The sequence below is a fragment of the Marinobacter sp. genome, assembly GCF_052094685.1.
Lineage (GTDB): Bacteria > Pseudomonadota > Gammaproteobacteria > Pseudomonadales > Oleiphilaceae > Marinobacter.
In genome coordinates this window covers 6,122-19,050 of the sequence record NZ_JBQDKB010000008.1, presented here as the reverse complement: position 1 = coordinate 19,050, position 12,929 = coordinate 6,122, and the positions used below count along the sequence as shown (strand labels likewise).

Annotated in this window: 10 protein-coding genes and 1 pseudogene; 5 read left to right on the top strand and 6 right to left on the bottom strand. The window is 53.5% G+C overall.

What is annotated here, in order from left to right; translation table 11 throughout:
* Positions 1 to 207 precede the first annotated feature (207 nt).
* Entirely contained in the window at positions 208 to 657 is a 450-nt protein-coding gene (locus ACTH3S_RS03030; RefSeq protein WP_441807545.1) for a fibronectin type III domain-containing protein, read from the top strand.
* 4 nt (positions 658 to 661) lie between these two features.
* Here ACTH3S_RS03030 and ACTH3S_RS03025 read toward each other — a convergent pair whose 3' ends face one another.
* From ACTH3S_RS03025 to ACTH3S_RS03010, 4 genes are all read right to left on the bottom strand, one after another.
* Complete coding sequence (locus tag ACTH3S_RS03025) at positions 662 to 3,229, bottom strand: CHASE2 domain-containing protein (RefSeq protein ID WP_441807544.1); 2,568 nt, start codon at positions 3,227 to 3,229, stop codon at positions 662 to 664.
* 31 nt (positions 3,230 to 3,260) lie between these two features.
* Complete coding sequence (locus tag ACTH3S_RS03020) at positions 3,261 to 4,904, bottom strand: FecR family protein (RefSeq protein WP_441807543.1); 1,644 nt, start codon at positions 4,902 to 4,904, stop codon at positions 3,261 to 3,263.
* Positions 4,897 to 5,649: a response regulator transcription factor gene (locus ACTH3S_RS03015; RefSeq protein ID WP_441807542.1), complete on the bottom strand. Its 753-nt coding sequence runs from the start codon at positions 5,647 to 5,649 to the stop codon at positions 4,897 to 4,899. Before ACTH3S_RS03015 ends, ACTH3S_RS03020 begins: the two co-directional genes overlap by 8 nt.
* 116 nt (positions 5,650 to 5,765) lie before the next feature.
* On the bottom strand, positions 5,766 to 7,931 hold the full coding sequence (locus ACTH3S_RS03010) for a DNA topoisomerase III (protein ID WP_441807541.1): 2,166 nt from the start codon (positions 7,929 to 7,931) through the stop codon (positions 5,766 to 5,768).
* 190 nt (positions 7,932 to 8,121) lie between these two features.
* On the opposite strand from ACTH3S_RS03010, the gene ACTH3S_RS03005 reads away from it, so the two are divergent.
* Both ACTH3S_RS03005 and ACTH3S_RS03000 read left to right on the top strand, forming a co-directional pair.
* On the top strand, positions 8,122 to 8,493 hold the full coding sequence (locus tag ACTH3S_RS03005) for a BolA/IbaG family iron-sulfur metabolism protein (RefSeq protein WP_441807540.1): 372 nt from the start codon (positions 8,122 to 8,124) through the stop codon (positions 8,491 to 8,493).
* Complete coding sequence (locus ACTH3S_RS03000) at positions 8,490 to 9,113, top strand: L-threonylcarbamoyladenylate synthase (RefSeq protein WP_441807539.1); 624 nt, start codon at positions 8,490 to 8,492, stop codon at positions 9,111 to 9,113. The genes ACTH3S_RS03005 and ACTH3S_RS03000 overlap by 4 nt, the downstream gene beginning before the upstream one ends.
* Positions 9,114 to 9,116: 3 nt before the next feature.
* Here ACTH3S_RS03000 and ACTH3S_RS02995 read toward each other — a convergent pair whose 3' ends face one another.
* Positions 9,117 to 9,782, bottom strand: a complete 666-nt coding sequence (locus ACTH3S_RS02995) for a hypothetical protein (RefSeq protein WP_441807538.1) — start codon at positions 9,780 to 9,782, stop codon at positions 9,117 to 9,119.
* A 276-nt stretch (positions 9,783 to 10,058) separates the two neighbouring features.
* On the opposite strand from ACTH3S_RS02995, the gene ACTH3S_RS02990 reads away from it, so the two are divergent.
* Positions 10,059 to 11,672 (top strand): methyl-accepting chemotaxis protein, encoded by a 1,614-nt coding sequence (locus ACTH3S_RS02990; RefSeq protein ID WP_441807537.1) that lies wholly within the window; start codon positions 10,059 to 10,061, stop codon positions 11,670 to 11,672.
* A 54-nt stretch (positions 11,673 to 11,726) separates the two neighbouring features.
* Here ACTH3S_RS02990 and rnk read toward each other — a convergent pair whose 3' ends face one another.
* On the bottom strand, positions 11,727 to 12,110 hold the full coding sequence (gene rnk / locus ACTH3S_RS02985) for a nucleoside diphosphate kinase regulator (protein WP_441807536.1): 384 nt from the start codon (positions 12,108 to 12,110) through the stop codon (positions 11,727 to 11,729).
* A 379-nt stretch (positions 12,111 to 12,489) separates the two neighbouring features.
* Between rnk and ACTH3S_RS02980 the strand changes: the two are divergent.
* Positions 12,490 to 12,929, top strand: a pseudogene (locus ACTH3S_RS02980) (alanine--glyoxylate aminotransferase family protein); the annotation flags it as partial.

Below are 12,929 nucleotides of genomic sequence, written 5' to 3'. Positions count from 1 at the left end.
TTACCCCTCCGAATAGTGCACTTTTTTACTGTCGAGCAAAAAAATGCCTGTCTAATCAATTGCTCACCGCCTAAAAGGAATTTCGTTACCATTTTCTGACGAAATATTGACGATTTCTTAACTAGATTGATGACGAACTTCACATTGATAATCCGCCGCGTTTTGTACAATTCAACAAATACGACGATTAACTGGTGTTAAAAAGATATGAAACGCGTCATTAAAGTGTCAAAGGTATGGATCGCCGCGTTTACTTTTGGAGTTTTGCTTACTGGGTGTGGTGGGGCTTCTGATTCTACGGATGTAAGCACTGGGCCAGGGGCAGGCATAGCTAAGCCAGAAACAGGAGGGGCAGTTGTTGAGCCGATTCTTCCAGGGGCAGAAAGGTCAGCAGTTCTCAGTTGGAGTGCCCCTAAATCCAGGGCAAACGATCAAGACATCGAGCTATATGAACTCGACAAGTACATCATTAGCTATGGCCAAGATGCTGAAAGCCTAGATCGCGAAGTCATCGTTCCTGGCGAAGGTGGAGTAGATATGGCCCACAAGATCAGTGATCTCAGTACCGGCACTTGGTATTTCAGTATTTCAGTAGAGGATACTGATGGTTTGAGAAGCGCCCCCTCCGGCACTGTTCAAAAGACCTTTGAGTCTTAAGATCTCAGGCCATCGGATCTGCAATCGGAAGTTTAAGTGTAAACGATGAGCCTTCTCCGGGGCTGGAGACCACATAAATCTCTCCCCGGTGCTTCTCTACCACCGTTTTTACAAAAGAAAGCCCTAGCCCCGTACCGTGATTGCCCGACAGCTCACTGCTTTTCTGGCGCCGGTAGCGATCAAATAAATAGGGTAGTTCGTCTTGGTCTATCCCAAGGCCTTCATCTGCAATTGTTAAGCACGCTTGGTGTCCGGCACGGAACACCTGAAGGCTTACTGCTGACCCCTTAGGGCTGTACTGTACAGCGTTAGTCAGCAGGTTGATGACTGCCCGTTCAAGTAGCTCTGCATTGCCTCTTAACCACAAGTCTTCGGTGCCTTGCAGCTGCAGGGGGATGCGCTTCTCCAGCGCCTGCTCGCTCACGCTGTCGCGGGCATTCTCGACGATGGCCAGAAATTCGCACTCATAAAAGCGGGTTTCCGTAAGCTGTTCGGCGCGTGCCAGTTGAACAAACTCTTCTGCCAGATGGTAGCTTCGCCTTGCCAGCCGTCCCAGTTGCTCCAACTGGCTTTGGCCGATATGTGTGGGGTCGCGCTTCAACTGTTCGATAAGTGCCAGTTGTGACACCAAAGGCGAGCGAACATCGTGGGAGATAAAGTCAATTGCCTCCCGGTGCTGGCGCTGCTGCTCCCGCAGCTCAGAAATGTCGGAAATGTTGGCAATAATGCCGTATTGCTCGCTGTCTGGAAGGGCAAAGGGTGCGAAGTGAATGAGAAAATCCTTGTCTTGGATTTTTAGATCCACCGTGCGGCTTTGCAGCAGTGTGAGCGTTTCAGAAACTGTTTCATGCCAAGGCGGTGTTTCCCGAGGGTCGTGACCTTCCAGGAGTCGTGTTAGCGGAAGCCCGCCTAAGCTGGGCATGGGCTCTCCGAACCACTCTTCAATATGGCCATTGGCAAAGCGGATGATGCCCAGTTCATCGGTTACGATGATCCCATCAGGCATACGCTCAAAGCTGCGGCGGATAAATTCTTGTATGTGGTTCAGGCGCTCAGTGGCTACCTTAACGCGCTCAATGCGCGCCGAAATATTGTCAGTAGGCCTGACTTTTTTTGCAGTGGGGGCTGTTTGGGATAGCATTAGCCGGCGTAGGTAACGCTGTATAGCTTCCCTGCTGAGATCGTTGGGCAGTGTGAGCCCTAGTGTATAACAGGCATTACCGCGGTGTAGCAGAATCCAGCTCTGGTTTCCCTCATGTAACCAGAGCCCCGGCTCTAGGTTGTCTGGAGCATCGGCCAAGCCCAGGTGTCGGTAAGAGAGAACATCAGTGCCTTCCATCAGCAACCAGCCTTGAGGCTGAAACAGCTCCTGAAAATGCTCAAGAAGTTGTGTGGGTGGACGCTTTGCCGGCTCAGGTAATGCCACTCTAGGGCTTCGAGCCAGCTCGTCCAGTTGTCGATTGAGGAACTGGCTGGTCGTGGTTAAGCGCAGGCCACTGGCTATTGGAAATGCAAGCAGGGGGATAATTAGCGCGTGGGCGACCGGGAGCCAAACGCGAAACACAGTCAGCAATACTGTGTACAGGCCAAGAATGATGGCGCCAGCCGCAACGCATGCGATCAGTGTGCGAGCGGGCCGTATGCGTGGTAGCAGAATAGCCAGGGCCAGGAGTGTGATGGCGGCCAGCACTATGCTGATCCACTTAGGCGCTGGGCTGATCAGGAGCCGCTGTTGTGCCGCAGACAGGGTGTTTGCGTGGAACTCCACGCCGGACATCGGCTGACTGAGGCCAGAAAAAGCCGTTGGCAGAATGTCTCCCAACCCGGCCGCCGTGGCGCCTACAAAAACCGTCTTGCCACTAAACACATCCGTTGCCGGGGGCGTGCTGAGCACATCGTTGTAGGAGTATGTGGGCAAGGTGCCAGCGCGGCCGGTAAGCGGAACAATGCGGTAGTCGTCTCGCACATTTACAAATGAGGGCAACTCTGGTGTATCTGGCCTTCTGGAGTGAGTGCCTGAAGCCGCAAGCGCGAGACTAGGCCATAGCTGGCGGCCCATGCCATTAAACAGGTAAAGCCCTCTGGCGATGCCATCGTGGCCCAGCTCGACGTGTGCGTGGCCAAGACCTGCGGCCGCACTGACTAATTCGCTTGAAGGCAGCTGTTCGCTGAGCAGTATGCGGGAGCTGGAAGGCGACAGATGTAGCGGCAGGATAACGTTGCCATGGGTCTGCATGGCGCGTTTAAGTGCCGCATCATCCGCAGACGGTTCCGTGAAGAGTATGTCGAATACTATGGTTTCTGCGCCAGCTTGGTGTAGTTTTTCGATAAGGGCTGCGTGGGTTCGTCTTGGCCAGGGCCAACGACCTTGCTGGGCGAGGCTGAGGTCATCTATAGCGACGATCGCTATGTTGGGAGAGGCGGTGGCAGGGCTTGCGAGCAAGGCCGAGTCCAGAAGCCAGTAATCAATACGCTGGGGTAGCGCCGTAGTTTCGGCGAGCAGAAATATGAGCAGGAGTGCCAGGCCAAGTGTCCATGGAGTTGTTTTAAGTGGCAGCCAATCCCGGTTCATGTGTCCTGCTGTGTGTGTCGGTTATTCAATGTTATTCCAGGTACAGTTCCCTCCCTGGTCCCCAGCGGCTTTGTAATGGGCCGTCAGAAAGCGCTTTCAGGCGCACAAAATACCGTCTTCCGGGAATAAGACGCAAGGCCGCTGTGGTCTCTGGCAGCGTAGCTTCCTTAATAATCTTGTTAAAACTGGGCTCTTCCGCCAGTTGCATCCGGTAATTAGCGGCGGTATCTACCTTCTCCCAGAATACGCGAACCTGGCTGTCGACGTAGTTGATGCTGATGATGCGCACCGGCGGAAGCGTGCCGTTTACGATCAATTTGCGAGGCTGTGTGGTGGCCACTGAATTTCCACCGGCTTCTGTAACCACGCGCCAGTAATACTGTCCCGGGCTTAGGGGGCGAGAAGGCAAAGCGCTTGTTCCTGGCGCCCACTCGCTGGTTGCTACCAGGTTTCGGAAGGCCTCGTCTTCGGCAATTTCAACTCTGGCTACTTCGTTTTTGCCGTTGAGATTCCAGCGAAACTCCGGCATGTCGTCGTTTACGTTGCCGCCGTTTTCAGGCGCTAGTAATTGTGCCGTGCGGGCCTGCAAATCAACTTCTATGGGCAATATACCGGGCATTCCTGCCATGCCGTGCTGGCCAAGCACCGCGAGGTGGATTTCATACTGGCCGTTATCCAGTCGGCTGATATCGAAGCGGTTGCCGTTAATTTCACGGCTCTCAACCCAGCGCCCACTGTCTGTTTCAAAAACATCTAAACGGTAGTTCGATGCTGGGCTTTGTTTCCAGGTCATCTCTGTCGGGAGCTGCGTGAGCACCCTCGGGAGAGGGTTAATCTCTGGTGCCGGGGGCATCTTGCGTATGTTCAGTGTGTTTCTACTGCCGTTGTTACTTGCAACGGTTGCGCTGTAGCCGGCGGGTATTTGGTGAGTCTGGTTTGGCGCTCCGAAATCCACAACGCCTTCGGTTACTTGCAAGTGAGTGCCTTGCGGCCCAGTTTTTAGTGAGAATGCGGTTCCGCGAACGGCGGCAACGGCAGAGGGAGTTTCAATTTCAAAGCGGGCGCCGCCTTCAATCACCGGCTTAACCCGCGTATGAACTTCCCCCCGGTTCAGTCTCAGCCGCGTGTCTACCATGCCGGATTTACCGTACTGAGTGAGGCGATTGAAAATCAATCGGGAATCTGGGGATAGGCGCACTTCTGAGCCGTCCGCCAGAGTAATGGTTGCCGCCCCTCTACCGGAAAGCACCTCATCACCCACTCGTATCAGAGCATCTTTAGTTAAAGGCTTTTTTCGGCCATTAATGCCAGATATCAGTTGAACACCGCCGGATACCGAGGTAACGCGTGCAGGGTTTGGCTGTCTCTTCAGCCAAGACAAAGGAATGCGAATGCGATCGCCTTCCCCAAGCATGGCGGAGTTTTCGATGGCGTTGTGCTGGCGGAGCCGACCGGCGGTATGGCTTGCAACCAAAAGCTCGTTGGCGACTTCGGCAAAACTCTCGCCGGGCTTCAGGGTGTATATCCACTCTGGGACAGAGTTGCCGGAAGCACTTGCCACGGTTGTTGCCGAACCGCGGGTAATAGACAGTTCGGCGCCCACAGGCGCGCCCAGCGCCAGAAGAACCAGCACCAAAAATGCTTTGGTGAGAAACGGTATCTGGTGTTCAGCCATTCTGAGCGTATACTTCCTGATCGGCTACCTGGGTTTCAGTTATGTTGTCGATGGCGGCTTCGGTCTTCATGGCTTCCAGGCGGTATCCACGCTGGTAGATTGTTTTGATGCGGAAGCCGTTTTCCGGGTTCAGGCCCAATCGACGCCGCAGGCGGCTCATGTGGGTATCTACGGTTCGGGTATTGATGTCTCTTGCCAAGCCCCACACCCTCTCCAAAAGCACTTCCCGAGTGAGTAGGCGGCCCTGGTTTTGGAACAGGAACAGGGTCAGGTCGAAGTCTTTGTCGGTTAGCGCAAGTTCTTCGCCGTGGAGGGTAATGGTTCTGTGCTGGGTGTTCACCTCAAAAGGGCCATATTTGAGGTCTTCTTTTTCGTTGTCTGGGTTGGCGCGGCGCGCTAGAGCGTTAATGCGCGCGACCAGCTCCGCAGCGCGGGCGGGCTTTGCGAGAAAGTCGTCTGCGCCTGCATCCAGGGCCTGAACAATATCGGCCTCACTGTCTCGCTGGGTGAGAAATACCACCGGAATAGGCCAATTAATCTGCGCTCGTACGCTTGTCAGCACATCAATACCGGTCATGTCCGGAATCTGCCAATCAAGAATCATCAGGTCGTAACTGCGGTGCAATACCGCACTGAGAAAGCTTTGGCCGGTAGGAAAGCTGTCACAGTGGTGTCCACGCTCAGACAAAATAGACTGAATGTGCTGCGCCTGTTCCAGTTGATCTTCAAGCAGAGCGATGCGCATTGCGCTTCTCCCGGGGTAGATGATGTCTCGTTGCGATTCTGTGCCGCTATATGCGATACAGGATGTCCTGCCATATCAGCTAATTATCACAAATTGCTGGAACGCATTCAGTATCGTTATGTAGCCTTGCGTAAACGAGTCGCGGGCTTTCCGTCGTCGTCATCTAGGGTTTGTCGGCAGGCGGGGAAATTACTGCAGCCCCAGAACCAGCCTTTTTTCCCTTGCCTGCGAACCAAGGGCGAGAAACAGTGGGGGCAGGGGATGGGCTTTTGCCCAGTACCATCCTTTGGTGCTTCATCCTCAATAGGGCGTGTACCGCGACAATCCGGGTAACGGGTGCAGGCAAAGAAGCGGCCGAACTTGCCGTCTCTCTCTGCCATCGGAGCACGGCATTTCGGGCAGTTGGGTGCGGTGCTTTGCGGTTTGGTATCAGGAGCGCTAGTAGTAGAAGGACCAATGAAGCCACGAATTTCTGTTTTCAACGTTTCCAGAAATTTACGTGGGTCGTCTTCGCCCCGGCGAATGCCGTCTAGAGTGGCTTCCCATACGGCGGTTCTGTCTGGCTTGCTAACAGACTCCGGTAGCGCGTTGATCAGCACCTTACCTTTGTCGGTGGCCCGGATGTGCTTGCTGTCTCGGTATAGGTAATCCCGTTTGAACAGCGTGTCTATAATGTTCGCACGGGTTGCTTCTGTGCCTAGGCCGTCAGTTTCCCGTAGGGTTTTTCTCAATTCTGGATCAGTTACAAATCGCGCAATGTTGGTCATTGCCGACAGCAGCGTGGCATCGTTGAAGTGCTGGGGCGGCTTGGTCTTGCGCTCACTTATGCGGCTGTCTTCACAGAAAACAGGTTCGCCTTTGTCCAAACGCGGCAGCGGTGGCTTGTCTGCCTCTTTACGGCTATCCCGTAGTTTCAGCTCCAGCGCTTTCCAGCCGGGCGTTAGTATCGCGGTTTCCGTAGCGCGGAAACGGTGTTCCGATACCCGCACGGTAAGCCGGCCTTCGCGATGTATGGCATCTGCAGAAAACTGCATTAGGTAATAGCGGCTAATCAGGCCGTAGATTTTCTGTTCTGCACCGCTGAGTTTGCCATTGGCAGCTGTGCGGCTGGTGGGAATAATGGCGTGGTGAGCGTCTACTTTCTTATCGTTCCAAACAGCCGTTCTTCGGCTAAAGTCAGCCTTGCTGCAAGCTTCAGTCAGGTCTGGCATGACACGGCCAATCGCACCTGTAACCTGCTCCCGCTGAGCATAATGTCCTTGCGGAAGGTACCTGCAATCTGAGCGGGGGTAGGTGATGAGTTGGTGGCGCTCGTACAAATTTTGAGCGGTATCCAGTACATCTTTTGCGCCCATGCGGAACAGGCGGCCGGCTTCTATTTGTAATGCTGACAGTGAAAAAGGCAAAGGTGGCGCTTCGGGCCGATTGCGGAAGCGAGATTCAACAATGGAACCGGGTCGGCTATGAACGCTGGCCGCGATTTGCTCGGCTGTCTCGCGATCAAGTAAACGGTTTTCTTCATCCAGATGCTCTTGGAGCGGTTCGTCCGGGAGCCACTTGGCTGTGAAAACCTGTTGGTCAACCTCTTCTTCCTGCGCTTTAAATCGTGCTTCTATGGGGAAGTAGGGCTTGGGATCGAAGTTTGCGATGGTGTTGTCACGCTCCACCACCAAGCCCAATACCGGTGTTTGTACCCGGCCAACGGAATAGACTCCCTGCTGCCCTTGCTGTTGGTAATTCAGCGTGTAAAAGCGGGTGAGGTTGATGCCATAAAGCCAATCAGCCCGTTGTCGCGCCAGTGCAGAATGGGATAGCCTGCGAAATTCCAGGTTGTCTTTGGGCTGCTGTATGGCTTTGGCAACGGCGGCAGGGGTTAGATCGTTGATGAGTATCCGTTTTACCGGCGCCTCGGTGCCAAAATACCGTATCACTTCATCAACCAGGAGCTGGCCTTCTCTATCTGGGTCGCCTGCGTGAACAATGGTGTGTGCTTGGCGAATCAGCGATTCCAGCGCGTTAAGTTGTTGACGCACGCTGTCTTTGGGGGCGACTTGCCACTTGTCTGGGAACATGGGGAGGTCGTGTTTACGCCAGCTTTTCCACGCAGGGTTGTAGCTGGCGGGCTCGGCCGGTTCCAACATATGGCCAATGCACCAGCTTACGGTAGCGGCTTCATTGCCTTCGCCGCAGCGAATCCAGCCCTGGCCTTTTTGGTAGGGGCCGGGGAGGGCAGCGGCAATCGCTCTGCCGAGGCTGGGTTTTTCGGCGATATACAGGAGCATGGTTTTCGCTTGGTTTTTTCTGGAGTGGAGTGGGTGAGGGAATGTGGCTGTTTGGTTGTTGGGTGTCAAGGTTCGGGTGGCTTGCCTCTTGTAGTAGACTGTTTGCTATGGGGGAAGCAACTCCCACACCCGCTTCAAACTCCGGGGTATCGCCACCAAATCCAGAGCGAATTTTGAGAGTTGATACATTATGAAAATTCAGAACACCATCGAAACCAAGCTGAGCCAGGCGTTTGACGCCAGCCTTCTTCATGTGGAGAACGAAAGCCACAAGCACAGCGTGCCGCCAAACTCAGAGACGCATTTTAAGGTGACCATGGTGTCGCCGGCGTTTGTTGGGCAGATGAAGGTTAAGCGGCATCAAGCCATTTATAAGGTGCTTGCAGAAGAGTTGGAAGTGGACGGTGGCGTGCACGCTCTGGCGATGCATCTATACTCACCAGAGGAATGGGAAGCATCTGGGCAAGTTGCGCCCACGTCGCCGAATTGCATGGGCGGTTCCAAGGCGGATCCGCAGATAGCGGCTTCGGGCGATCAAAATCAGCACGGGGGGCGGTCATGAGTCAGTTCTTTCAGATTCATCCAGAAAACCCGCAACTGCGGTTGGTCAAGCAGGCGGTTGAAATCCTGAGAAAGGGCGGCGTTGTGGTGTATCCCACTGATTCTGGCTATGCCATCGGCTGTCACTTGGGGGAAAAACAGGCACAGGATCGCATCAAGCGAATTCGTAAGCTTGATGATAAGCACAACTTTACGTTGATGTGTCGAGATCTTTCTGACATCGGTGTGTATGCCAAGGTGGATAACACTCAGTATCGGCTTTTGAAGACGTTCACACCTGGGGCGTATACGTTCATTCTGGATGCGACCGGTGAAGTTCCGCGCCGGCTACTGCACCCAAAGCGGCGCACCATTGGTGTGCGAGTGCCAAACAATGCGATTGTTCAAGCTCTGCTAGGTGAGCTTGGCGAGCCGATTATGAGCAGCACTCTGATATTGCCGGGTGAGTCAGACGCCATGACAGATCCCTATGAAATTCGGCAGACTCTGGAGCAAGAGCTGGATCTGATTATTGACGGTGGCTTCTGCGGCATGGAGCCCACCACAGTGGTGAACTTTACCGGTGAAGTGCCGGCCGTTACCCGGGTTGGTAAGGGCGATCCAGCACCGTTTGATGTGTAATGCTCAGGCCCGGGTGTTTAAGTTAAAGGCGTAGGCGCCGCGGTTTCCCGAAGCTTCAAACGGGGCAGCCGGGGCTGAACGGCGCAGGGTATCGTAGCGGTGTACGAGATCCTGCAGGCCATTGAACTGCTGGTTTTCGCTGATAATTGTATCCAGCAGAGAGTTGTTCACGCCGTAGGCTTGGTTGAGTTTTAAGGCGTTATCCATGAAATGCAGCGTCGGTTCGTTGACGCTCAACCGGCTGAAAGCATCTGAAAAGTTCTTGTTCACATTCAGATCTTTCTCTATTTGGGCGCGGGTCTCCTCCGGCAGCTTTCCGCCCACCTCAATCTCGCCGCTCTCACTTTTATTCACGCTTACGGCTGTGGCCGGGTTCAGGTTGTACTCGGCAAGTTTGTGCCGCAGCGTCTCCCTTATAAAGGCAAGATCCTGCCCTACGGTCTGTTTGTAATCCGACAGCGGTAACTTCTGAGATTTCAGTCGATTCGCATCATCTATAGAGTCCCCAGAAGGCGTGAAACGGTCATCGCCGGGGCTTGTGGGCTGCGCTGCCTCTGTGTTGCCAGTGCCTGTGGCTCTTTGCTGTTCAGTGCCGTTTGCGGCCGGGCGATTCTCCAGGGATTGCTGAAAGCGGGTGCTTGCCTGGATAAGAGATGTCAGCAATGACATGGCTTATATTCCTCCACCGGTTCGCACGCGCGCGCCGGAAAATGATCGTCTGTTTCACATTACAAGCATATTCCGGGCCAGTCGGCGAAAGTGCGTGGTTCTGATCTGAATCAGTAAATATTTGACGCATATCTATAAAGTTACCCGCCACTGTGCCGTCAATAACAGGGAGAGCCTGAAAGTGTTGGGTTAATCCTGGCGTTCATCTTTCTTTCCAGCACTCTTGTGCCGGCGTGTTGATTTCTCCTTCGGATTGGTTCTTTTAACCAGGTTGCTATGAAAAAACACTATTCCATCCGTTTTCTTCTACTCGCGGCTCTCGCAGCTGCGTTTTCACTCATTCTGGTTTTTACTGTGCTATACAGTGCAAATGCCCAGCGCGACCATATGGAGGAGTTCAGCCACAGGTATGTAGACGGTCTTGCCAAGTCCTATTTTGATGGCCTGAACACCATGATGGTGACTGGCACGATCAGCAATCGCGATGTGCTTCGGGACAAAGTAATGGCCCCGGAGGATGTGCTGGATGTAAGAGTGATCCGAAGCGATCAATTAAACCGGATGTTTGGCAACGGTACAAAAGCGGAGCAAAGGCGTGGCCCTGACGATAGAAAGGCCCTAGCGGGTGAACGGATTGAGCGCTACTCAAACAACGAGGATGGGCGCGTATATACGTTGATTGATCCTGTTATTGCTAGGGAAAACTACCAGGGTGTGAATTGCCTGGGTTGCCACCAAGCACAAGAAGGTGACGTGCTGGGTGCGATTCGTGTGGACTACTCCTTGGTAGAGAGTGACGGCCGCCTGCATCAACAACTATTTGCCAGTGGCGGTATTCAGATTGCTATTTTCATTGCGGCATTTTTCCTGACTGCGTTGGTGTTGAATCGGCTGGTGTTCTCCAGATTGCGTCGGCTTCAGCGGAGCATGGATGAGATTTCTGGCAACTCTGATCTCACCATTGAGTTGGATGTTACTCGTAACGACGAAATCGGTTCTGTCTCCCTGGCGTTCAACCGAATGATGGCAAAAATTCGGGTGAGCATGCACACGGTTATGGATAACGCCGCGCAGGTGGAGCAAGCCGCTCGTAATATTGCAGCGAAAGCCGACACCACCGGCCGTGAGGTGTTGGCACAGAAGGACAACACCGATCAGGTTGCCAGTGCCACCACAGAAATGGCTGCATCGGCGGTTCAGGTGCGCGAAAACGCCAATCACACTGCCCAGAAGTCGGCCGAAACAGCCGAGTCAGCCAATAGCGGCGAGCAGTTGGCGCGGGCTGCGGTAACAGGTATTGAAGCGCTAAATACGGAAGTGCAGGGCGGTGCCAAACGAATTGAAGATTTAAACCAGCGCACCAGCCAGATGGCGAGCATGCTGGAAGAAATCTCTAACATCGCGGATCAAACCAATTTGCTGGCGCTGAACGCGGCCATAGAAGCAGCCAGAGCAGGGGAGCAGGGCCGTGGTTTCTCCGTGGTTGCGGATGAAGTTCGTGCGCTGGCATCACGCACTCAGGTTTCTACAGAAGAAATTCGCAGCACCATAAACGGGCTTAAAAACGAAGTGGTTGATTGTGTGGCTACCATGCGCCATGCCTCGGATATGGCTGGTGATCAGGTAGATGCCATTTTGAAAGTAGAAACGGAATTGCAGAGCATTGCCGCGGCTGTTCGTGAAATTACCTCTCTCAACCAAGAGATGGAAAGCGCAGCGAACGAGCAGAGCGATGTGTCAGAGGCGATTAACCAGAACGTGATTGAGATCAGCCGCTCGGGAGAACAGGCGTCAACGGATGCTCAGGAAACTGCGGACATTGCGGGCGACTTGCTTGTGATGGCGGAAACGCTCAGGAAAACCATTGAGCAGTTCCGACTGGCCAGATAAGGATAGCTGATGGGGTGGCCTTTTATAGGCCGCCCCACAGCTGTTGCCCGGCAATTAGTTCTGACGGGTAACGTTAATGATCTTAAGATGGATATTGGCGCGGCCACGGATGGGCCATTCGATAGACTCTCCAACCGAAAGCCCAAGCAGGGCGGAGCCAGCCGGCGCCAGAATAGAAATCTTGCCATCTCCGGTGCCCACTTCATGGGGATACACCAAGGTAAGCTCGTGCTCCTGGCCACTATCCGAATTCTGAAAACGAACACTCGAATTCATCGTTACTACGTGGGCCGGCATTTCTGCAAGCGGCACAAGCGTGGCCCGGCTTAGCTCATCGTCTAGGCCGTCTGCAATATCAGAATCGCCCTGTTTTTCGATCAGGGTAGACAAGCGGTTGAAATCTTCTTCAGCAACCAGTATTGCCGGCATATCAGACATAGTAATCTCCAGAAAAAATAATTAATAATTTGGAATTTCAGGATTCAGGCGCCGAACCCGGCGTTTTAACAGCGGATTCAGCGAGAAAAGAGAAAAGCGGGCAACACACCAGAAGTGCCTGCCTGGAGGCGGGCACAGAAATGGTAGAAAGGACTGGTCTCTGAGAAAAGCGTTCTCACAGGCTCACCTAGTGCGTTGTTTGGATAAATAAAGGAAAAAGCGGGAACTTGGCCGCTTTGATCAATTTATAAGCTTTTGTCGGGTTCCACAAGTGGGCTTGCGGAAAACGTAAGAAATAAAGCGTATAACGCCAGATTTGTTAGACTGACACCATAGATGATCTATCCAAAGACTGCATCACACACAGGGAGTTTTACTTATGTCCAAGCTTTATCCTTCTGTTGACCCAGATGGCTTGCTGGAATACTCCGTGGTATTTAATGACCGATCTCTCAACCACATGTCTGCGCCGTTTCAGCAGGTGATGCGGGATATTTCTTCCACATTGCGGCAGGTTTATAACGCCAAAAGCGCCGTTATTGTGCCAGGCGGAGGCAGTTTTGGGATGGAAGCCGTTGCCCGCCAGTTTGCCAACGGAGAACACTGCCTCATCGTTCGCAACGGTTGGTTCAGTTACCGCTGGACCCAGATACTGGAAATAGGCCAAATTACCGACAAAATAACCGTACTCAAGGCCAAAGCTTTGGATAATTCGCCTCAGGCGGCTTTTGCACCGGTTCCCGCTGAAGAAGTTGCCGAGCGCATCAGAGCAGAAAAGCCTGCCGTTGTGTTTGTCCCCCATGTAGAAACCGCTTCAGG